This is a genomic window from Amycolatopsis sp. NPDC049868 (assembly GCF_044461365.1).
Lineage (GTDB): Bacteria > Actinomycetota > Actinomycetes > Mycobacteriales > Pseudonocardiaceae > Amycolatopsis.
The window spans coordinates 83,476-104,801 of the sequence record NZ_JBITKV010000009.1 but is presented as its reverse complement, the minus strand read 5'-3'; the positions used below and the strand labels follow the sequence as shown (position 1 = coordinate 104,801).

Genomic DNA, 21,326 nt, shown 5'->3' with positions numbered 1-21,326 from the left:
AACCCCGTTTGACCTGTGGTTTCTCGCGTCGTACCCATCGGATCGACGAATACGTACCCTTAGGGAATGGCGTCAGGCGGTTTGGGAACCGTCGCCGATCAGGTCCTCGGTCAGGACGGTGCGCGAAGGCAACCCCAATTTGCGCAGTGCTCGTCCGATGTGGATCTCGACCGTCCTCGGCGAAAGGAACAACCGCTCCCCGATCTCCCGGTTCGTCAGGTTCTGGGCGGCGAGCCTGGCGACTTCGAGTTCCCTCGGGGACAACGCTTCGCCGTAACCCTTGCGGCCGCGCCGGGGCATCTCCGGATCGCATCGGCGCAACGAACGTCGGCAGCGGAGCGCGTCCACAGCGGCGCTGAGGCTCGCGTACGTCGTCTCCGCGGTGGTGAAGGAAGCGACGGCACGCTCCCGCGCCCCGGCTTCGGAGAAGCACCCGGCCGCGAGTTCGTCGGCGTAGGCCGCGAAATACGGGAGAGGCAGCGCGCTGTAGGCCTGCGCGGCACCCAACAGCAGCTCGCCGGCGGCCAGTGTCTCGCCACGCGCCTGCGTGAGCATGCCCCGGCACAACAGTGCCGAAGCGTTGGCGACCGGCGCGTCCTTCCCGTCGATGCCCTGCCGGTACTCCGCGAGCAGCTCTCGCGCCTCGACGTGCTGTCCCAGCCCGAGCATGGTGCGCACGGCGAACGGCATCAGCTCCGCCGCCCAGACCCAGTTGTTCTTGCGGCGCACCGTTTCCAGGCCGAATTCGGCCAGGCGCCGGGCGGCCTGCAGGTCCTTGCCCGCCTGATGGACGGCCACCCGCCCCGCGTACGCCGAAGCCTGCACCGGGACACTGCCCGCGGAAAGCGCGAACGCGGCGTCGAAACTGCGCAAGGCCGCCGTCGGCCGGTGCTGCCCGTACTCGTACCAGCCGAGCACCAGCAGCGGCTCGGCCGCCAGCGAACTGTCCTTGTCGACCCGCGTCAGCATCGCGCGCGCCTTCTCCGCGACGCTCGCCCATTCCCCCATCGCGAGGTCCAAGCGCAGCTCCGTACCGTCGGCGAGCGCGTCGAGATAGGGCTGGTGGTCGTCGCGGATCAGCCGCCGCGCGGTGGCGAGATAGGCGCGCGCCACCGGATAGTGCCCGTTCCACGCCACCGCGTCGGCCAGGTTGATGTAGGTGCGGGCCACCTGACGGCAGACCTCGGCCGACTCCGGAGCCCGCGGCAGATCGGCGATCTCGTGCCAGGCTTCCGGATCGGCGATCTGCATCCGCGCCGAAAGCCGGTTGGCGGTGATCGCGGCGAGCAGCCCGGCGTCGTGTTCCCCCTTGCTCACCTGCTCGGCCTCGTCGAGCCAGCGGAAGTTCTCCTCGACCGGGACCGTCCCGATATGCGGCAGCGCCAGGGTGACCAGCCCCCTGGCGAGCAGCGCCTGGCGCCTGCCGAGGTCGGCCGCGCCCAGTTCGATCTCCAGCCTGCCCGCTTCGACCTTGCCCACCTGATTGATCAGCACCTGCCCGAGGTGGACCCGGATCTCGCCCCGCGCGGCCTTGCTCAGCGGCCATTCACGAAGGATCTCTCGCAGCAGCCGCACCGTGCCGGCGTGCGCGATACTGCGCGGCAGTTCCCTCCCCAGCCGGACGGCGAACGATTCGCGCGCGGTGCGCGGCAGATCCGTGTCCCGCAAGGCCGCTTCGAGCAGACGGCCGGCTTCCTCGGTCCGGCCGTCCTCGATGGCGTTGTCGACCGCGACACCGGTCCATTGAGTCCACGCGGCGATGTCACCCGCCAGCCGTGCGTGACGGGCGATGAGCGACGCGAAGGGTTCGGCGCTCGCGGACAGCCGGGCGGCGGCGCGTCCGTGCATCGCGCACCGCTGAGGCCCGGGGAGCAACGCGTAGACCGCCTCGGCGATCAACGGGCTCCCCGAGACATAGCGGCCGCGGTCGAGATCCCGCAGCAGTCCCGTTTCCACGGCTTCGGTGACCGCGCCGTCGATCTCCGCGGACGGCGCCGCCGCGACCGCGCACAGATCCGGCTCCCCGGCGGGCGAACCCAGCACCGCGGCCGCGCGGACGACGTCCCGGGCGGCGGGTCCGATGGCCGCCATCAGCCCGGAAACCCGGCTCCGCACGATCGGTGGCACCGTCGCCGATGCCAGCCTGTCGGCCGAAAGCGCTTCGGCCGTGTCGCCGAGGCTCTGGACCAACGCCGTCAGGTCGACGGCGATCCCCGATGTCCGCCGGTGCGCCGCTTCGGCGAAATCCGGCGCGCAGCGGCCGAAGGAGGCGTCCAGCAACGTCCCCACCTGGACGGCGGTGAACGCCGTGAGCGAGATCTGCGCGGCGGTCTCGCGCAACGGCGGGAAACGCCGCGGCCCGCACCCGGCCGCGCTGACCACCACGCTCAGCGCCGCTGTGGGGGAAGCCGCGAGCCCGCGCAGGAACTCCCACGTGTCGTCGTCCGCGCAGTGGACGTCGTCGAGTATCAGCACCGCCGGACCACAGCCCGTCAATACCTCCCGCACGGCACGGAACTCCTGCTGCCGGACGGTCTCCGCGTCCGCGTTCTCCGGGAACGGTGGCAGCCACGGCGACCATTCGGGGACGAGCCGCCGCAGGACACCGGTCACCGGGGAGAAGCCCGCCGCGTGGGCGGCGGCCACGGCGCTCTTCCCGAGCAGCGCGTCGACCAATGGCGCCAGCCGGCAAGGCCGCGAGAAGGAACCGCACCGGGCGGACCAGACCACCCGGGACGCGATCGCGGGATGGGCGGCCAGTTCTTCGAGCAGACGGCTCCGGCCCACCCCCGGTTCGCCCTCGACGACGGCGACCGACGGCGGGCGTGAGGCGACGCGCACCAGTTCGGCCAGTTCGGTGTCGCGGGCCACGAACACCGGTGCCGTACCGATCGTCGGCATGTTCGGGACCATACCGAGCGGACACCCGCCGAAAGGTGGGAACACGAACAGTGACCACGAGCCGCGCGCTTTCCGCTGGTCCACACCAACGGAGTCACGACTTCGCCGCGCCGTTAACTCGATCGGCCGACGACGACCTGCGGTGACACCGGCTCCCGCGGCGGCAATACGGACCCTTAGGTATTGCCGCGAACCTTGCCATGAGTCCACCGGAGGGTGAATCTCAGACTGTTCGCAGTGCCCCTCCGTTATCTCACCACAGCGCAAGTCCCCCTGCTCGCGCCGGTCCGCCACCCATTCGGGTAGCCGAAGTCCCCACCTGTCCCTTTCGGGTAGCCGCCGCGCCTGCTTCGCGTTCGACCATCCAGTTAGGAGTGTTCCGACGGTGAAGACCTCGTTCAGGCGCGGGCTGGCCACGGCCTGCGCCGGTATCGCCGCGCTGGTCGCCTTGCAGGCGCCCGCCGCCGCGGAGCCCGCCGTCACGGCGGCCACCACGATCCCGATCAAGATGCAGGCCCAGGAGAAGAGCAACTGGTGCTGGGACGCCAGTGGCAACACCATCGCCGCCTGGTGGGGGCACTCCCTCACGCAGACGAAGTTCTGCCAGATCGCGCACAACGAGTCCGGTTCGGACTGCGCGAACAACCAGGGCTACCTGAGCGATCAGCAGCGCGTGTTCCGCTGGCTCGGGTTCAGCAACGTCGGCACCTACAGCTCCTCCGGCCAGACGTTGAGCTTCGCCTCCATCAAGAGCCAGGTCGACGCGCGGCAGCCGATCGGCACCCGGATCGGCTGGCGCAACGGCGGCGGGCATATGCACGTGCTCTACGGCTACGACAACACCAACGGCGCGACGACGGTGTACTTCGGCGACCCGTGGGGCTCGAACCCCCGCTACAACCAGATGAGCTACAGCGCCTACCGGTCCAACAACTCGTTCACCTGGACCCACACCGTCTACGGGATCAAGGACTGAAACCATGAAGCGAACCTTCCTCGGCGCCACGATCCTCGCCATCGGACTGTCACTGGCGCTCGGCGGGCAGTCCTCCGCCGCCGACGCCCCCAGCGGCGCGCCCACCGCCGCCGACCTCGCCGCGGTGTCCACAGTGGTCACCAGTGACGCGACCACCCAGCGGCTCGCCACGGCGCAGTTCCCCGGCGCGGCCAAGGCGGACACGGCCCTCGCGGCCAAAACCGCCAAGGCCGATCCGCGGACACCGGTGGCGGTCTACCAGCCGACCGCCGCCTTCATCGCCGGCACCTCCACCGTCCCGGCCGAACTCGCCTACGTCGCCACACCGGCGACCCTGGGCAACGGTGACGCCGCGACCGTGTGGTCGCAGCGTGAAGGCTCGGGCTGGTCGGTCTACAACGTCGCCTCGGGTGACGTCGAAAAGCGCCTCGCAGCGCAGGTCGGCAAGGGCTACCTCCTGAGCGAACCTCAGGCGGGCGCCTGGTACGCCGTCGACGGCGACACCGTGACCGTCCTCGACGGCTCGTCGGTGGTGAAGACCGGCGAGAAGATGTCGCTCGCCGCCTACCGCGAAGCCCTGCAGAGCCGCTACGGCGACAAACTGCCCGGCTCGACCTACGACCGCACCGGTGCCGCCGGCGGTTACGGTGCCGCCCCGGTGGGCGACACCGAAGTGCCGTGGTGGCCGTACGCGCTCGGCGCGGTCTTCCTCGCCGCCGCGGGCACGGCCGTCACACTGCGGCTCCGCAAGCAGTAAGCGCCAAGGGTGCCGGGACCACGCGGGGTCCCGGCACCCTACGCGAACGTGTAGTCCTCGATGGGGAAGCTCCGCGCCTCCTTGATGGCGTTCAGCGTGGAGGACGGCCGCAGCAGGGTCGCCTCCCCGTGCGGGTTGAAGTAGTAGCTGTTCGCCGGGGCACAGTTCCCGAGCGTGAAGATCGAGTCGCCGAGGCGTTCGGTCATCCGGTCGAGGAACGCGTCGTTGGCCTCCTGGGTGACCTCGAACTCCGTCGCACCACGCCGCCGCATCGCGCCGAAGAGCCGGTCCATATGCCGCATCTGCGTCTCGATGGTGGTGAAGTAGGACAATCCCGAGTAGGAATACGGGCTGTTGAGCGAGATGAAGTTGGGGAACTTCGGGATGGCGACGCCCTCGTAGGCCTGGAAACGGTTCTCCCGCCACCACTTCCCGAGATCCCGGCCGCCGCGCCCGATGATCTCGATCGCCGGGAAGTTCGCCTCCCACAGGTCGAATCCGGTCGCCAGCACCAGGACGTCGATCTCCCGCCGCCGCCCGTCCGCGGTCTCGATCCCGGTCTCGTCGATCTTCGCGATGGACGTCGTCTCCAGGTGCACGTGGTCCTTGGTGAAGGCCGGGTAGTACTCGTTGGAGAACGTCGGACGCTTGCAGCCGAACGAATAGCGCGGCGTCAGTTCCGCGCGCAGCCCCGGATCCCGCACCTGACGGCGCAGATGCGCCTGGCACCACAGCTTGCCGAGCCGGTTCGCCATCGGCAGCTGCTTGTAGTGCAGGACACCGGACACCATCATCAGTTCCAGCAGCGCGGTCCCGGTCAGCCGGGCGGCCCGCTGGGTGAACGGGAGCGCGGCGAACGCCCGCCGGACGGCCTTGGGCACGGGGAAGTCCAGTTTGGGGCTCACCCAGATCGGGGTCCGCTGGTACACGGTGAGTTCCCGCGCGACCTTGGCGATCTCGGGGATCAGCTGGACCGCGGTCGCGCCGGTGCCGATCACCGCGACCCGCTTGCCCGCGAGGTCGTAGTCGTCGTCCCAGGCGGTGGTGTGGATGACCTTGCCGCCGAAGGTGCCGATCCCGGCGATGTCGGGTTTCTTCGGCTGGGAAAGGAATCCCGTGGCGGTGAGGAGATACTTGGCGGTGACGGGGTCGCCGTCGGCGAGCGAGACCTTCCAATGCGCGTCCGCCTCGTCCCAGACCGCGCCGGTGACCACCGAGCCGAAACGCATGTAGCGCCGCAGCCGGTACTTGTCCGCGACGTGCTCCGCGTACCGCTTCAGTTCCGCGCCCGGCGCGAAGAGCCGCGACCAGTGCGGATTCGGCTCGAACGAGTACGAGTAGGTGGCCGACGGGATGTCGACGGCCAGCCCGGGATAGCGGTTCACATGCCAGGTGCCGCCGAGGTCGGATTCGCGTTCGAGGATGAGCAGGTTGTCGTAGCCGAGCCGGTTGAGCTGGATCGCCGCGCCCATCCCGCCGAAACCGGCGCCCACGACGACGGCGTCGTACTGCGTGGTCATGCGTTTTCCTCCCGGTGGGTGTCCTGGTCGAGGCGGGCGCGGTAGCCGTCCCGCTCGGGTGAATCGGGGCGCAGGGCCCGGTCGTCCCGCACCAGCCGGCGGAACGCGTTGAGCGCCGGTTCGGGGGTCACGGCCGCGAGGGTCGCGAGCGCGCCGACATAGCCGGGTACGGCGATCTCCGCGGCGCGGGTCCGGACGGAATCCACGACCGCGTCGGCGATCCGGCCCGGTTTCACCTTCGGGATCGGCCGCATGTCGAGCCCGGAAGCGAGCGCGGTGTCGACCGCCGACGGCAGCACGGCGGAGACGCTCACTCCGTGCGGCGCGTACTCCAGCCGGGTCGCCGCGGTCAGCCCGACGACGGCGAACTTGCTGGCGTTGTAGATCGCCAGGCCTTTCACCGGGAACTTCCCGGCCAGCGACGCGACGTTGACGATATGCCCGCGCCCGCGTTCCAGCATGCCGGGCAGGGCCAGCCGCATGCCGTGGACGACGCCGAAGACGTTGACCTCCATGGTCGCCCGGTTCAGCGCGTCGGAGAGGTCGAGGAAGCCACCGTTCGGCATGATCCCGGCGTTGTTGACGAGCACCGCGAGCGGCCCGTTCGCCTGTTCGGCCTCGCCGAGGAACGCGGCGAACGACGCCGGATCGGCGACGTCCAGGTGATGTGCGGTGCCGCCGATTTCGGCGGCGGTCCGTTTCGCGGCTTCGAGGTCGAGGTCGCCGATGGAGACACGCGCGCCGAGAGCGGCCATGCGTTCCGCGGTCGCACGGCCGATGCCCTGGCCCGCGCCGGTGATCGCCACGTGCGCGTGAGCGAGATCGAGGTCCGGGTACTTGGTCATGCGCGTACTCCTTCTCGTTCGAAGGCCGCGGCGACCAGGCCGGGCGCCGTCCTCGACGCCGTGGCGAGCACGTGCTCCCGCCGCCGTCCGTCCATGAAGTTCGCGCCCATGGCGGCGAGATCGGCAGGGCCGGGCTCGATCCGCACCACCCGGACACCGGCCGCGCGCAACCGCCGCGCCTCGTCGTCGACCCGCCTGGTCATCGCCGTCCGCAACGGCCGTTCCAGCCGGGCCGCACCACGCGCCGGAGCGCCGCCTTCGCTGCTCATCGGCGCGATCAGCACGACCTCGCCGACGTCGTGACCGAGCAGGAGATCGGCCGACGTCGGGGAGACCGTGCCGCCGTCGAGCAGGGGCCGTCCGTCCACAACGGACGGTGGGAACCAGCCGGGGATCGCCCACGACGCGGCGATCGCCTCGCCGAGGCGGGCGGGCGGCGCGTCCGGGGAGCCGAGCGCGACCCGCTTCCCCATCGGGTCCGCGGCCATCAGCCAGGTCGCGGGATGCGGAACCCAGCCGCCGGGCGCCAGTGCGTCCCCGAGCTCGCGAAGCCAGCCCGCGTCACCCCTGCCCCGGGGCAGGAGGCCCGCGAGACCGGCGAGCGTGTCGACGTCACGGCGCAGCGCCGCCCGGACCAATCCGGCCGCCGGCCAGCGCGGATACGGCACCGGCGGAAACCTGTCCGGAATCCGCCGGACGTGCGCGGCGACGACGGCGTCACCGCCAGGCGCGCTCGCCACCGCGTCGAGGATCGCCTTCGCCGGGATGCCCGCCCCGAGCATGGCCACCGCCTCGGCCCCCGCCGACGTGCCGACCAGGACATCCGCCTCCCGCGGGTCCCAGCCGGCCTTGGTGTGCAGCGCGTCGAGAACCGCGGCCGTCCAGGCGAACCCCAAGGTCCCGCCGCAGCCGAGCACCAGCGCCCTCGCGGAATGACGTGTCATTTCCGGAACGGTATGTCATTTGAACGCGTCAGGCAATAAGCTGGTGGGATGACGACGGAGATCCCGGTCAGCAGGGCCGCACGGAAGAAGCAGGAACTACGGCGCGAGATCGTGGAGACCGCGTTCGACTGCTTCGCCGAGCGGGGCTACCACGCGACCGGGATCGCCGACATCGCCGCCCGGCTGGGCATCGGGCACGGCACCTTCTACCGGTACTTCCAGAACAAACGGGACATCGTCGACCACGTCATCACGGACCTGGTCGAGAAGGTGGTCGGCGCGCTGGCCGCGGACAACGCGCCGGACGCGGTCAACAGCCTGGCCGAGTACCGCAAGCAGAGCGCGCGGATCGGCGACGCGCTCGCCCGGATCTTCGGCAGCGACCCGCGGATGGCCCGGTTCCTCCTGCTCGAAGCGGCGGGCATCGACGCCGAGATGCGGGAACGGGTGCTGGACTTCTACGAGACCGCCGCCGAGCTGACCGCCGGCTATCTGCACCACGGCGTCCGCCTCGGGTATCTGCACGAAGACCTGGACGTGGACTCCACCGCCCGCGCGATCAACGGGATGATCCTCGCGTCGGTGCTGTCCGAACTGCGCGATCCCGCACCGGAACGGCAGGCCGCGATGAGCCGGGCGGTCCGCCGGGTCATGTACGACGGGATCGCGACGCGCCAGTAGGCGGGGTCCGTCAGCCGGCCGGCCGGAATGGCTCACCCGCGCGATCGAGGATCGCCCTGGCCCGGGCTTCGACCGGCTTGTCGATCATCTGGCCGCCCGCCACCGCCACCGAGCCGTCTCCCACGAGCGCCGCCACTCCCCTCGCCCACTCGATTTCGCTCTCCGATGGGGCCAGCCCACGATCGGCGACCGCGACCTGGCGCGGGTGCACGCAGAGTTTTCCGGTGAAGCCAAGGGTTCTGGCGTGTTCGAGGTCGGCGGTGAGCGCGGCTTCGTCGTCGAGCGCCGTGGTGACGCCGTCGATCGGGGCCGCCCGGCCCGCGGCCGCCGCGGCGACGACGAGCGCGGACCGCGCGTACCGCAACGCCTCGTGCGACCGGTGATCGACACCGAGCTGCGCGGCCAGATCGACGCTGCCGAAAGCGGGCCGCACCACCGCGTCCGCACGGCAGACCGCCACCGCGTTCGCGATCCCGGCCGCCGTTTCCACCAGCGGCACGATCGGGATCCCGGGGAGCCGTCCGGCGAGGGCATCGATCTCGGCGGGATCCTCGGCCTTGGGCAGCATCACCGCGAGCGCGCGGCCGATACTCGCGACATCCTCGTGGTACCAAGCGGTTCCGGCGGCGTTGAGCCGGACGACCGCCGGATGGCCTTCTCCCAGCCACGCCCGGACGTGCTCCCGGGCGGCCTCCTTCCGCTCGGGCGCGACGGCGTCCTCCAGATCGAGGATGACGACGTCGGCGCCACTGGCCGCGGCCTTGGCGAACCGGTCCGGCCGATGACCGGGGACGAACAGGAAGGTCTTCGCGCTGGTCAGGATCTCGTTCATCGGTCGAGGCTCCGCACGGTCCCGGTCGCCGTCCGCCGTCCGTGCCGATCACGCACGGCGGTGCCGCTCTCGTCGGCCCGGACGATCATGCCCTGATGATCGAACAGGGGCGAGACGAGGCGGTAGTCGAAGGCCAGTCTCCCGCCGCACCCCCGCCGCCGGGCGGCTTCGGCCATCGCGAGCGCCTGCAACGGGCCGTGGGTGAGCAGCCCCGGATAGCCCTCGACGTCGCGGGCGTAGTCGCGGTCGTAATGGATGCGGTGAGCGTTGTAGGTCAGCGCGGAGAAGCGGAACAGCAGCGTCGGTGAGACGTCGATCGCCCATTCGTCCTCGGCCACCGGCACCTCCGGCTCCTCGGTGGCCGCCTCGGCCTGGCCGGAGGCGGCGTCGCGGTAGACGATGTCCTGCTCCTCTTCGACCACGATCTCGCCGCCCTGGACGATCTTGTGGCCGGTCACGACGAACGTCAGCCGTCCGGTGCGGCCCTGCTTTTCCCGGGTGGAAAGCACTTCCGTCCGCCGTTCGGCCGGCAGCCCGCACCGCAACGGTCCGAGCGTCCGCACTCGCCCGCCCGCCCACATCCGGCGGCGTCCCGGCTCCGGCGGCGCGGGGATCGCGCCACGGATCGGATGGCCGTCCGGGCCCAGATCGGCCTGCGCCGGCCGATCCAGCAGGTAGAACCAGTGCCACAGCAGGGGCAGTCCGTCGCGGTCCAGATCCGGCAGGTCTACGTCGAGCAGCGAGGCCAGCGCCTCCGCGGGGCCGGGCTGCAGGATTTCCTTCACGTTCGCACCTCCTGCCGGGCACCGAACTCGGCCCGGATCGACTCGTTGTGCGCGCCCAGCGCGGGCACCGGTCCCATGACCGGTTCGCGGCCGTCGACCTCGACCGGCGGGAGCAGCGCCTCCAGCGGGCCCGCCGGAGTTTCCACCGCGCGCCAACGGTTTCGCGCGACCAGCTGCGGATGCCGGGTGAACTGCTCCGGCGTCCGCAACCGGGCATTGGCTATCCCGGCCCGCTCCAGCAGATCTCCGACCTCGTCCGCGGTCAGGCCGGTGAAGGTCTCTTCCAGGATCGCGGTGAGCTCGCCGTCGTCGCGGACGCGGTCGTCGTTGGTCCGGAAGCGCGGGTCTTCAGTGAGTTCGGGGCGGGCAAGGACATCCCGGCAGAGCACGACCCACTCCCGTTCACTTTGGACACTCAGGAAGACCTTGTCGTCACCGGTGCGGTACGGCCCGTACGGTGAGATCGACGGATGCGCCGCCGCCGTGCGCCTCGGCGGTTCCTGGCCGTAGCGGGAGAAATAGGCGGGCTGACTCATCCATTCACCGAGCGAGTCGATCATCGCGACATGCAGGCCCGCCCCCTCGCCGGTGCGCTCGCGGTCGTACAGCGCGGTGAGGATGCCGCTGTAGGCGTACATCCCGGTGGCGATGTCGGCGATCGAGATTCCCGCCTTGGCCGGGGTCTCCGGCGTTCCGGTGGACATCACGAGCCCGGTTTCGCACTGCACCAGCAGATCGTAGGCCTTCTTCGTCCGATATGGACCTTCCGGACCGTAGCCCGAGATCGAACAGTGGATCAGCTCCGGACGTTCCGCGCGCAACGTCCCGGCGTCGAGACCGAGCCGTTCCACCGCTCCGGGGGCGAGGTTCTGCAGGAAGACGTCCGCCCGGCCGATCATCGCGCCGAGCAGCGCCCGGTCCGCCCGGTCCTTGATGTCGAGCTCGACGCTTTCCTTGCCCCGGTTGAGCCAGACGAAGTAGCTCGACTGTCCGTGCACGGTCCGGTCGTAGTCGCGGGCGAAGTCGCCGACGCCGCGGCGTTCGATCTTGATCACGCGCGCGCCGAGGTCGGCGAGCTGACGTGAGGCGAAGGGCGCGGCGACGGCCTGTTCCAGCGCGACGACGGTGATTCCCTCAAGTGGTTGGCGCATGAAGCCTTCCTCAGGGTTCAGGACGGGATGCGGTGCCGTTCGATCAGCTGGCGCGCGATCACGCCCCGCTGGATCTCGTTGGTGCCCTCGCCGACGATCATCAGTGGCGCGTCGCGGAAATACCGCTCGACGTCGTACTCCGTCGAGTAGCCGTAGCCGCCGTGGATGCGGACCGCGTCGAGCGCGATCTCCATCGCGGCCTCGGAGGCGAACAGTTTCGCCATCCCGGCCTCCAGATCCGCGCGTTCGCCCGAGTCGTAGCGGCGCGCCGCGTGGTGCACCAACTGGCGCGCGGCCTCGAGTTTCGTCGCCATGTCCGCGAGATGATCGCCGACCGACTGGTGCTGCCAGATCGGTTTGCCGAAGCTCTCGCGCTCCTGGGCGTAGCGCAGGGAATCCTCCAGCGCGGCCCGGCCGACGCCGAGTGCCCTGGCGGCGACCTGGATCCGGCCGATCTCCAGGCCCCGCATCATCTGAGCGAAGCCGCGCCCCTCCACGCCACCGAGCAGCGCCGTCGCCGGTGCGCGGAAATCGGCGAAGGAAAGTTCGCAGCTCTCGACGCCCTTGTAGCCGAGCTTGGGCAGATCCCGCGAGACCTCGAAACCAGGCCCTTTCTCCACCAGCAGGACGGAGATCCCCTTGTGGGCGGGTTCGGCGGCGGGGTCGGTCTTGCACAGCAGCGCGACCAGCTGGGACCGGCGCGCGTTGGTGATCCACGTCTTGCTGCCGTTGATCACGTACTCGTCGCCCTCGCGGCGTGCGGTGGTGCGGAGCGCCTGCAGGTCCGAGCCGCCGCCGGGTTCGGTGAGCGCCATCGTCGCCCGGATCTCCCCCGTCGCCATCTTCGGCAGGTAGGTGTCCTTCTGCTCCTGTGTGCCATACGTGACAAGGAGTTTCGCGACAACGGTGTGGCCGCCCATCGCGCCGGCGAGGCTCATCCAGCCGCGCGCGAGCTCCTCCGTCACCGACGCGTAGCACTGGGCGGAAACGTGGGTCTCGCCCCACGGCCCGGGTACGGCCAGCCCGAAGACGCCCATCGTCTTCATCTGGTCGATGAGTTCGCCGGGATAGGTGTTCGTGTGGTCGAGCTCCCGCGCGACGGGCCGGACCTCGCGATCCACGAACTCGGCCACGAGCGCGACGATCTCGGTCTCTTCCTCGGTCATGTGGTTATCATGGGCGATGATGAGACGGTATGTGAAATACCGAATCATGATAGCCGCATACCGGTCCGCGATGCGAAGGGACGACGGTGGACTTCAAGCAGCTCAAGGCGTTGGTGACGGTCGCCGAGGTCGGCAGCGTGACCCGTGCGGCCGAGCTGCTGCACCTGGTCCAGCCCGCGGTCACCCGCCAGATCCGCACCCTGGAGCAGGAACTCGGGGTGCCGTTGTTCGAGCGGACCCGCCACGGGATGCGCCCGACCGAGGCGGGCGCGACGCTCGTCGAACGGGCGCGCCGGGCACTCACGGAACTCGACCGGGCCCGTGCCGAATTGGCCCCGAAGCCCGGAGTGGTCACCGGGATCGTCACGGTCGGCCTGCTGGAGAGCGCCGCCGAACGGCTCGCCGCGCCGTTGACGACGGCCGTGCTGCGCGAGCATCCGGGGATCGAACTGCGGTTGCTCACCGCGTACTCCGGACATCTCCAGCGGTGGATCGACGACGGCGATGTCGACCTGAGCCTGCTCTACAACCTGACCAGCACGCCGTCGCTCAACGTCCGTCCGCTGGTCCGCGAACGGCTCTGGGCGGTCGCTCCCCCGTCGGCCGGACTCGATCCCGCGCGGCCCGTCCCGTTCGCCGAGGTCGCCGCGCATCCGCTGGTCATGCCGTCCGAGGGGCACGCACTGCGCACCCTCATCGACGGCGCGGCCCGTGAGGCGGGCGCCGAGGCGGAGGTCACCGTGCAGACCAACGCCATGACCCTGCAGAAACGCCTCGTACTCGGCGGGCACGGCTGGACGATCCTCCCCGGCATCGGTATCGCGGCGGACGTCGCGGACGGCACCCTGAGCGCGGCTCCGGTATGCGAGCCGGAGGTCTGGCGGACCGTCGTCCTCGGCACGCCCAGGACCGGGCGCGTCACGCCCGCCGTCGACGCCGTCGCCCGGGCATTGGTCCGGCAGATCCACCGGACCGTGCGCGAGGGCGAATGGCCCTCGGCGCGGCTCTGGGAAGACCGAACAGGAGAAGAATGAGCACGATCCCCCGCACCGGCCACGCCGTCGCCGCCGACGGCACCCGGCTGGCCTACCAGTGGCACGGCACGGGCAGGCCGCTCGTACTGCTGGCCGGGCAGGCGAACGACCACACGTGGTGGGACCGCACGCGCGAGGACTTCCCGAGCACGATCACCATGGACTATCGCGGCACCGGCGCCAGTGACGCACCCGATTCCGCATACTCCACAACGGGTTTCGCGGACGACGTGATCGCCGTGCTCGACGGACTCGGAGTCGGCGAAGCCGATGTCTACGGCACTTCCATGGGTGGGCGCGTCGCACAGTGGGTCGCCGCGAGGTATCCCGATCGGGTGCGGCGGCTGGTCCTCGGCTGCACCACGCCGGGCGGCACGCACGGTGTCGAGCGCTCGAACGACGTGCGGCTGGCCCTGGCGCGGCGATCCTCGGTGGAAGCGCGCGAGACGCTGGAAGACTTGATGTACACGCCGGCCTGGCGAGCGGCCAACCCCGGTCCGTACCGGGTGCTGGGCGCGCATGGCATGCCACCGCACGCGGTGCGCGGGCATCTCGTCGCGAGCAATACCCACGACGCCTGGGACGTGCTCCCGGAGATCACCGCGCCCACCCTCGTCCTGCACGGCGACGACGATCTGCTCGCGCCGGTGGCCAACGCGCCGTTGCTGACGGACCGGATTCCCGACGCGCGGATGCATCTCTTCGCCGGGGCGCGGCACGCCTACTTCGACGAGTGCCGCCCCGAGTCGAGCGATCTGGTGAGCGACTTCCTCGGGTAGACCATGCCGACCGGGTATGTGCCCATCGAGGATTTCTATTTCTCAACCGCAGGGATCACAGCTCATGATGGGCGGCATTCCCGGAGCAAAGGAGCTTCCCTTGCCGCACAAGACACCCGGCGTCGTCGCGAACGTGGTCCGCGGCTGCCTTGGAAACCTGGTCGAGTGGTACGACTGGTTCGTCTACGCCTCGTTCAGCATCTACTTCGCGGCCAGCTTCTTCCCCGAGGGAAACCTGACGGCGCAGTTGCTCTCGACGGCCGTCGTCTTCGCCGTCGGGTTCCTGATGCGCCCGCTCGGCGGCTGGCTCCTCGGCCTCTACGCGGACAGGTTCGGCCGCCGGGCCGCGCTGACCCTGTCCGTGACGCTGATGAGCTTCGGCTCACTGGCCATCGCGCTCACGCCCGGCTATTCGACGATCGGCATCCTCGCGCCCGTGATCCTGGTGGTCGCCAGGCTCGCGCAAGGCCTTTCGGTGGGCGGCGAGTTCGGTTCGAGCGCGACCTACCTGTCCGAGATCGCCACTCCGCGGCGACGCGGGTTCTACTCGAGCTTCCAGTACGTTTCGATCACCGTCGGGCAGCTCTCGGCCCTGCTGGTGATGATCGTGATGCAGTCGCTGCTCACCGAGGCTCAGATGTACGCGTGGGGCTGGCGGATCCCGTTCGTGCTCGGCGCGATCGCCGGACTCGTGGTGATGTACCTCCGCCGGAGCATGGTGGAATCGGAACACTTCCGGCGCTCTTCGGCCGCCGGTTCGCCTCCGCGCGGCGGCTTGAGGATTCTGCTGCGCGAGCACCGCCGCCAGGTCCTGGCCGTCCTCGGTCTCGCCATCGGCGGCACGGTGGCGTTCTACACCTTCACCAGCTACCTGCAGAAGTACATGGTGAACACCGCCGGTATCCCGAAGCCGACCGCTTCGCTGATCGGTTTCGCCGCCCTGTTCCTGTTCATCTTCATGCAGCCCGTCGCCGGCGCCCTTTCCGACCGCTGGGGCCGCCGCCCGGTCATGTTCGGCTTCTCCGTCGGCGGCATGCTGCTGACCGTGCCGATCATGACGCTCGTGGGGCGGACGGGGAATCCGTGGATCGCCTTCCTGCTCATGATCACCGCCATGGTCTTCCTCAGCGGCTACACCGCTTTGTCGGCCATCATCAAGGCGGAAATGTTCCCCACCAACGTCCGAGCGCTCGGCGTCGGCCTGCCGCACGCCCTGGCGACCGCGGTGTTCGGCGGGCTTTCGGAACCCATCGCGCTGGCTTTGAAGCAGGCTGGGCACGAGAGCGTGTTCTTCTGGTGGGTCACCGGGTGTATCGCGCTGACTTTCGTCGCGACTTTGGTGGTGCGGGAGCCTTCTCGGGGGTCTTCTTTGGAGGCCGGGGCGCTGCCTGTTCGGGATTCTGTTGTGAGGTAGCCTGACGGGTGATGTTCCGGGTGCGATACTGGCCTTCATGACTCCAGCGAACCGCCCGGACAAAGTCCACTTGAGGGCGTTCACCGAGGCCGACCTTGCCTTTCTCGACCGCCTCTGCACGGATCCCGATGCGCTCGGCGAGTTCGAGTGGCCCGGATTCGGTGATCCGAGGGCACGCCGCAAGCGATGGGAGACCGACGGGTACATCTCCGCCGAGTCCGCGGCGGTTGCGATCGCGCGGGCCGACGACACGGTTATCGGCATCGCCTCCTGGAAGCCCCGCGGCTTCCCCTCGGGTGTCACCTACGAGATCGGCGTGGGGGTGCTACCCGAGCATCGTGGACAGGGAGTGGGCACGGTGGCGCAGAGACTGCTCGTGGACTACCTGTTCGGCCGCACGACCGCGAACAGAATCGAAGCCCTCACCAATGGCGGTAACCTCGGCGAGCAGAAAGCCCTCGAACGCCTGGGGTTCCGCCGGGAAGGGGTCATGCGCGGCAGGTCCTTCTACCACGGCGAGTATGTCGATGTGCTCGTCTACGGTCTGCTCCGCTCAGAGCATCGTCCCGGAACGCCATGAGCCGCGAAATGGTGCCATGGCAGCGATATTCACCGTCGCGAACCCGTTGAGCTGTCGCCGGATTTCGGCGACGGGGTCAGAACGGTGGTGGTTCCTCGGCACGGGGTTCATGCAGCAGCGGATTGGAGTCCAGGGCGCTGCCTGTTCGGGATTCTGTTGTGGGGTAGGGCCTGTGTCGCGCGGGCTGTGGTGTGTGATCACGATCGCCGTCGAATTTCGGCTACGAGGGAAGAGTTATGCAGGACGTTTAGAGCCGTTGCCACATTTCGGCAAGGGCAGGCGGCGGTGATCACCGTTGCCCGGGCCAGCTTTGGAGACCCCGTCCGCCCCGGGCGGAGGCCCTGTCGCACAGAAGACCACGTGACGACCATCTCAGAGCTGAGCCGTGGCCGTATTCCGGCAACAACTCAGAACGGTGGTGGTTCCTCGGCACGGGGTTCGTGCAGCGGCGGATTGGAGGCCGGGGCGCTGCCTGTTCGGGATTCTGTTGTGGGGTAAGACCTGTGTCGCGCGCGCTGGTGCTGTGTGATCACGACCGCCGTCGAATTCCGGCCACGAGGGGGCGGCGGGACAAGGGACAGGCGGCGGCGATCACCGTTGCCCGGGCCAGCTTGGAGACCCCGTCCGCCCCGGGGCGGAGGCCCTGTCGCACAGAAGACCACGTGACGACCATCTCAGAGCTGAGCCGTGGCCGTTTCCGGCAACCACTCAAAACGGCGGCGGTTCCACGGCACGGGATTCACGCAGCGGCGGACTGGAGACCGGGGCGCTGCCCGTTCGGGATTCCATTGTGGGGTAGTTCGACAACGGGGGCCGGCGGGACAAGGGGCAAGCGGCGGCGATCACCCTTGCCCGAGCCAGCATGGAGACCCCCTCCGCCCCAGACGGAGGCCCTGTCGCACAGAAGACCACGTGACGATCTTCTCAGAGCTGAGCCGTGGTCGTTTTCCGGCAACAACTCAGAACGGTGGTGGTTCCTCCGCGCGGGGTTCGTGCAGCGGAGGAGGCGAACTGTCGTAACTCCGCCCGGTGGGCGTGGTGATGGTGAGGGTCCCATCCGACGCCAACCGGTAGTTCCAGCCGGGCTCGTCCTTCAACCGATGGTCCCGGCGGCACAGATCGACCAGCTCGGTATCCGCGGTATGGCCACCGTGCTGCCACGGCACCGAATGATCGAGATCGCACGCCTGCGCCACCCGGTGACACCCCGGTCTTCGGCACTCACGATCCCGCACCCGCACGAACTCGTCCAACCCCGCCGTCGGCCGGTACCGGTCCCGGCCTAGATCGAGGACTTGCCCGGAGAGTGGGTCGGTGATGATCCGCCGCAACACCGTATTCGAACCACCAGCGATGTGCCGGGCCAGCGACGCCGGAATATGCCCGTGCCCAGCCAACTCCGCCGGATCATCGTTCAACCCGAGATAAGTGTGGAGGTCCATATAGAGAAACACCTCCGACCGTTCACTCTTCCCACCCTGACCACCCAGCAGAAGATCAAGCGCGACATCCGCCCGCAACTGATCCAGCGTGCGGGTCTCCCCACCAGCCCGCAGAGCCCGTGCCTCACGGTCGATGCGCGTGTAGGCGGCGGCGACCTTCTCCACCGGGCCATCCTCGACCTCGATCGAGGCCACCCCGGTCTCTCCCTGCCGGATCGACAGCCGACGTCCGGCGCGAGTGCGTTCAGTCCGCCGAGCCGCACCCTCACGATCGGCCATCATCGCCGCATGATTCGCCGCCTTCCGGATCTGATCCGAGTTCCGATCCGGCAACCGATCCTCCAACACCGCATCCACCGCGCGGGCGTCCTCGTCGGAGAGCCACGCGGTGGCCGCGGCGACCTTCATCGCCCCAAAGCCACCCACCTTGCCTTGATCCAGCAGCCCCAGCGTGCGGGGCAGGCGAGACACCAACGCCTGAGCCGTCGACACCAACCCAGCCGCGTGACCATCCACAACAGACAGTTCGAACGCGACCTCCTGCACCACACTGGCGGCATCGTCACGATGACGACCCAGCTGCCTCAACGCACGAAACCGGACCGCCTCCAACCGCGCGATCCCCTCCGACGCCGCCACCGCAGCAGCGATAGCGTCCTTGTCCCCCAACGAATCCAACGAAGCATTAACCTCCCCAAACGCATCCGACTCGGTGATTTCCTTCAACAGCGCCACAGTGGCGTTAAGAGTGTCCACACCCAGAACCTACAACCGACCACCGACAATTTCCGGAAACCGTTACGTGGCAACAAAAGTGACGCTAATCGACCTCAAGCAACCCCTGGGCACCGTTCTCCAGCCGTCGCGCACAGTCCGCGGACCGCGGCAGCATCGTCGCCTCGTAGACTCGGACAGCCTCGCCGACAGTGGCCGAACCGGCCAGCGCGAGGGCGAGTTCGCAAGCGTCGAGCATGGCCAGATTGACACCGACACCCAGCGGTGGCATCAGGTGGGCGGCGTCGCCGAGGAGGGTCCCCCACGGCCTGTGCTCCCAGGCGTGCGGGACGGGCAGGACGAACAACGGCCGATCGACGTACGGCCCGTCGTTGTCGGTGATCATCCGCAACAGCGACGGCGACCAGCCGGAGAACGCGTCGAGCAGCCGGGCACGGATCTCCGAAGTGCCACCGCCGTCGACCCAGTCCGCGGGCATCCGCTGGATGATGTAGACCCGGATGTGATCCCCGCTGTTGCGCTGGGCGAACAGGCACCGCTCGCCGTCGGCCGCCATCGCGCTGCCCTGGCCGACGAGTTCGGCGAGTTCGGGGTGCGCGTTCCGGACATCGTCGAACCATGCCTCCAGGAAGGTGATTCCGGTGTATTCGGGCACGGCCGCCGACAGCGCCGGGCGGACCCTCGACCACGCGCCGTCGGCGCCGATGACCAGATCCGTCTCGACGGTCCCACCATCCGTGAACCGAAGACGCCCGGGAGCCTCGACCCGATCCAGGGTCCGTCCCCAGTGGACGGTGTCCGGCTTCAGCGAGTCGAGAAGCAGGCCACGCAGCTGACCGCGGTCGATCTCCGGTTTGAACAGCTCCCCCTCGGCCGGGACATGGTGCTCCAGAAGCCGTCCGGCGGGATCCAGTTTGCGCATCTCCTGCCCTTCCGGACGGGCGAGCGCGAAGAACTCGTCGAGGAGGCCGGCTTCGCGCAGGGCCACCTGTCCGTCGTCCGCGTGGAGGTCGAGGGTGCCGCCCTGATTGCGAGCACCGGGATGGGGGTCGCGGTCGTAGACCGTCACCGGGACGCCGTGTTGCTGCAGGATCCGGGCACAGGTCAGGCCGCCGGGACCCGCTCCGATGATGCTGATCGTCATGAACATCAGAAAAGCAGAACGAGTTAAAAAGTGCAACGAGTCAACTTAGTGACTGTGACAACTCATGGGGTAGAGTGCGCCCATGGAGACACCGGGACGGCGTGAACGCAAGAAGGCGGCCACCCGCCAGGCACTCGCGGACGCCGCGCTGAACCTGTTCCTGGAGCGAGGCTACGACCAGGTCAGCATCCGCGACATCGCCGAGGCGGCCGACGTCTCGACGACGACGTTGTTCAAGCACTTCCCCGGCAAGGAAGCGCTGGTCTTCGACGAGTCGCAGGACCGCGAGGCACGCCTGATCGCCGCCGTCCGGGAGCGCGAAAAGGACCAGGGCATCGTCGAGGCGTTGCGCGAATACGTGCTCGCCACCTGGCTTCCGCTCACGACACACCCCCAGTACGCCGAGTTCACCGCGCTCGTGAGCGGCACCCCCGCGCTTCAGGAGTACGGCGAGCGCATGTGGACCCGGCACGCCGCGGCCCTCGGCGCCGCCATCGCCGAAGAGACCGGCGTGGGCTCCGAAGACATCGCTTGCCGCGCGCTCGCCCGCTTCGTGCTGGACATTCCGGCCCTCACCCGTGGCCGCCCGGATCCACGGGAGGACGTCGAGAGGATCTTCGATCTCCTCGAACGCGGCTGGCGCTAGTCCTCTTCCGGACGGGAGCCGCGCAGCGAGCCAGGATGCGCCTTGGCGGTCGGATCCTTGCGGGTCTTGAGCAGGCTCGCCACCGTCACCACCACGAGGATGCCGATGATCACCGACAGGCTGACCGGCGTCGAGATCTCCGGAACGCTCTCGTCGATGTCCACGTGGGCCCAGTGCAGGATCAGCTTGATCCCGATGAAGCCGAGGATCACCGCGAGCCCGGCGGACAGGTACACCAGGCGATCGAGCAGGCCCTTCACGAGGAAGTACAGCGCCCGCAGGCCCAGCAGGGCGAACGCGTTGGCCGCGAAGACCAGATACGGCTCGTCGGTGACGCCGAAGACCGCGGGGATCGAGTCCAGCGCGAACAGCAGATCGATCCCGCCGATCGCGAGCAGCACCACCACCAGCGGCGTGCCGACGCGCTTTCCCGCCACACGAGTGACCAGCTTGCCGCCGTCGTACTCGGTCGACAGCGGCAGCAGACGGCGCGCGGTCCGCACCACCACGTTGTTCTCGACGTCCGGATCCTCGTCGCGATGCCGGAACAGCTGGATGCCGGTGTAGATCAGCAGCAGCCCGAACAGCAGGAACATAAAGGAGAACAAGGAAAGCAGCGTCGCACCGAGCGCGATGAAGATCGCGCGCATGATCAGCGCGACGACGATGCCGAACGTGAGCACCTTGTGCTGGTGTTCCTCGGGTACCGCGAAGGTACTCATGATGATCACGAAGACGAAGAGGTTGTCGACCGACAGGCTCTTCTCGACGATGTAACCCGCGAAATACTGCTGCCCGAAGTCGCCGCCGTGCGCCAGCGTCAGCCAGACACCGAACGCCACCGCGACCAGGATGTAGCCGATCGACCAGGCCACCGCCTCGCCGAAGCCGACCTTGTGCGGACGCACGGCCGCGAGGACGAGGTCGAGTGCCAGTAGCCCGAGCACCAGTCCGATCGTGACGATCCAGGTGAGGGCATCGATCTGGAGCATCC

The 21,326-nt window shown here is 69.0% G+C and carries 19 protein-coding genes; 8 read left to right on the top strand and 11 right to left on the bottom strand.

Annotated elements, in window-relative coordinates:
* Positions 1–72 precede the first annotated feature (72 nt).
* Positions 73–2,901 carry a LuxR C-terminal-related transcriptional regulator gene (locus ACIBTM_RS31410; RefSeq protein ID WP_395880771.1) on the bottom strand — a complete coding sequence of 943 codons (2,829 nt, stop codon included), beginning with the start codon at positions 2,899–2,901 and terminating at the stop codon, positions 73–75.
* 385 nt (positions 2,902–3,286) lie between these two features.
* On the opposite strand from ACIBTM_RS31410, the gene ACIBTM_RS31405 reads away from it, so the two are divergent.
* Together ACIBTM_RS31405 and ACIBTM_RS31400 are read left to right on the top strand one after the other, a co-directional pair.
* Positions 3,287–3,877, top strand: a complete 591-nt coding sequence (locus ACIBTM_RS31405; RefSeq protein ID WP_395880770.1) for a papain-like cysteine protease family protein — start codon at positions 3,287–3,289, stop codon at positions 3,875–3,877.
* Between the two features lie 4 nt (positions 3,878–3,881).
* Positions 3,882–4,634: a hypothetical protein gene (locus ACIBTM_RS31400; RefSeq protein ID WP_395880769.1), complete on the top strand. Its 753-nt coding sequence runs from the start codon at positions 3,882–3,884 to the stop codon at positions 4,632–4,634.
* A gap of 38 nt (positions 4,635–4,672) precedes the next feature.
* Here ACIBTM_RS31400 and ACIBTM_RS31395 read toward each other — a convergent pair whose 3' ends face one another.
* The 3 genes from ACIBTM_RS31395 to ACIBTM_RS31385 are packed head-to-tail and all read right to left on the bottom strand — an operon-like array spanning position 4,673 to position 7,943.
* Positions 4,673–6,154 carry a flavin-containing monooxygenase gene (locus ACIBTM_RS31395; protein WP_395880768.1) on the bottom strand — a complete coding sequence of 494 codons (1,482 nt, stop codon included), beginning with the start codon at positions 6,152–6,154 and terminating at the stop codon, positions 4,673–4,675.
* Positions 6,151–6,999 carry an SDR family oxidoreductase gene (locus tag ACIBTM_RS31390; RefSeq protein ID WP_395880767.1) on the bottom strand — a complete coding sequence of 283 codons (849 nt, stop codon included), beginning with the start codon at positions 6,997–6,999 and terminating at the stop codon, positions 6,151–6,153. Before ACIBTM_RS31390 ends, ACIBTM_RS31395 begins: the two co-directional genes overlap by 4 nt.
* The gene (locus ACIBTM_RS31385) at positions 6,996–7,943 is read right to left on the bottom strand and encodes a patatin-like phospholipase family protein (protein WP_395880766.1); all 948 of its coding nucleotides are present in this window, start codon (positions 7,941–7,943) and stop codon (positions 6,996–6,998) included. The genes ACIBTM_RS31390 and ACIBTM_RS31385 overlap by 4 nt, the downstream gene beginning before the upstream one ends.
* Positions 7,944–7,991: 48 nt before the next feature.
* Between ACIBTM_RS31385 and ACIBTM_RS31380 the strand changes: the two genes are divergently transcribed.
* On the top strand, positions 7,992–8,624 hold the full coding sequence (locus tag ACIBTM_RS31380) for a TetR/AcrR family transcriptional regulator (protein ID WP_395880765.1): 633 nt from the start codon (positions 7,992–7,994) through the stop codon (positions 8,622–8,624).
* 10 nt (positions 8,625–8,634) lie between these two features.
* Here ACIBTM_RS31380 and ACIBTM_RS31375 read toward each other — a convergent pair whose 3' ends face one another.
* From ACIBTM_RS31375 to ACIBTM_RS31360, 4 genes are read right to left on the bottom strand one after another with little or no spacing between them, the layout of a single operon-like run.
* Positions 8,635–9,456, bottom strand: coding sequence for an HpcH/HpaI aldolase/citrate lyase family protein (locus tag ACIBTM_RS31375; RefSeq protein ID WP_395880764.1), 822 nt, complete (start codon positions 9,454–9,456; stop codon positions 8,635–8,637).
* Entirely contained in the window at positions 9,453–10,241 is a 789-nt protein-coding gene (locus ACIBTM_RS31370) for a mesaconyl-C4 CoA hydratase (protein ID WP_395880763.1), read from the bottom strand. The genes ACIBTM_RS31375 and ACIBTM_RS31370 overlap by 4 nt, the downstream gene beginning before the upstream one ends.
* Positions 10,238–11,392, bottom strand: coding sequence for a CaiB/BaiF CoA transferase family protein (locus tag ACIBTM_RS31365; protein WP_395880762.1), 1,155 nt, complete (start codon positions 11,390–11,392; stop codon positions 10,238–10,240). The genes ACIBTM_RS31370 and ACIBTM_RS31365 overlap by 4 nt, the downstream gene beginning before the upstream one ends.
* 17 nt (positions 11,393–11,409) lie before the next feature.
* On the bottom strand, positions 11,410–12,558 hold the full coding sequence (locus ACIBTM_RS31360; protein ID WP_395880761.1) for an acyl-CoA dehydrogenase family protein: 1,149 nt from the start codon (positions 12,556–12,558) through the stop codon (positions 11,410–11,412).
* A gap of 86 nt (positions 12,559–12,644) precedes the next feature.
* Here ACIBTM_RS31360 and ACIBTM_RS31355 point away from each other — a divergent pair, with 86 nt between their 5' ends.
* From ACIBTM_RS31355 to ACIBTM_RS31340, 4 genes are all read left to right on the top strand, one after another.
* Positions 12,645–13,592 (top strand): LysR substrate-binding domain-containing protein, encoded by a 948-nt coding sequence (locus tag ACIBTM_RS31355; RefSeq protein WP_360122997.1) that lies wholly within the window; start codon positions 12,645–12,647, stop codon positions 13,590–13,592.
* Entirely contained in the window at positions 13,589–14,371 is a 783-nt protein-coding gene (locus ACIBTM_RS31350) for an alpha/beta fold hydrolase (protein WP_395880760.1), read from the top strand. Before ACIBTM_RS31355 ends, ACIBTM_RS31350 begins: the two co-directional genes overlap by 4 nt.
* Positions 14,372–14,435: 64 nt before the next feature.
* Complete coding sequence (locus ACIBTM_RS31345) at positions 14,436–15,785, top strand: MFS transporter (protein WP_395880759.1); 1,350 nt, start codon at positions 14,436–14,438, stop codon at positions 15,783–15,785.
* Positions 15,786–15,855: 70 nt separating this feature from the next.
* Entirely contained in the window at positions 15,856–16,365 is a 510-nt protein-coding gene (locus ACIBTM_RS31340; protein WP_395880758.1) for a GNAT family N-acetyltransferase, read from the top strand.
* A 959-nt stretch (positions 16,366–17,324) separates the two neighbouring features.
* Here ACIBTM_RS31340 and ACIBTM_RS31335 read toward each other — a convergent pair.
* The gene (locus tag ACIBTM_RS31335; RefSeq protein WP_395880990.1) at positions 17,325–18,485 is read right to left on the bottom strand and encodes a DUF222 domain-containing protein; all 1,161 of its coding nucleotides are present in this window, start codon (positions 18,483–18,485) and stop codon (positions 17,325–17,327) included.
* A gap of 142 nt (positions 18,486–18,627) precedes the next feature.
* Positions 18,628–19,686, bottom strand: coding sequence for an FAD-dependent oxidoreductase (locus ACIBTM_RS31330; protein ID WP_395880757.1), 1,059 nt, complete (start codon positions 19,684–19,686; stop codon positions 18,628–18,630).
* An 82-nt stretch (positions 19,687–19,768) separates the two neighbouring features.
* Here ACIBTM_RS31330 and ACIBTM_RS31325 point away from each other — a divergent pair, with 82 nt between their 5' ends.
* Positions 19,769–20,332 carry a TetR/AcrR family transcriptional regulator gene (locus tag ACIBTM_RS31325; protein WP_395880756.1) on the top strand — a complete coding sequence of 188 codons (564 nt, stop codon included), beginning with the start codon at positions 19,769–19,771 and terminating at the stop codon, positions 20,330–20,332.
* Here the strand turns inward: ACIBTM_RS31325 and ACIBTM_RS31320 are convergent.
* Positions 20,329–21,324, bottom strand: coding sequence for a TerC/Alx family metal homeostasis membrane protein (locus tag ACIBTM_RS31320; protein WP_395880755.1), 996 nt, complete (start codon positions 21,322–21,324; stop codon positions 20,329–20,331). The genes ACIBTM_RS31325 and ACIBTM_RS31320 overlap by 4 nt on opposite strands.
* Positions 21,325–21,326: the final 2 nt, after the last annotated feature.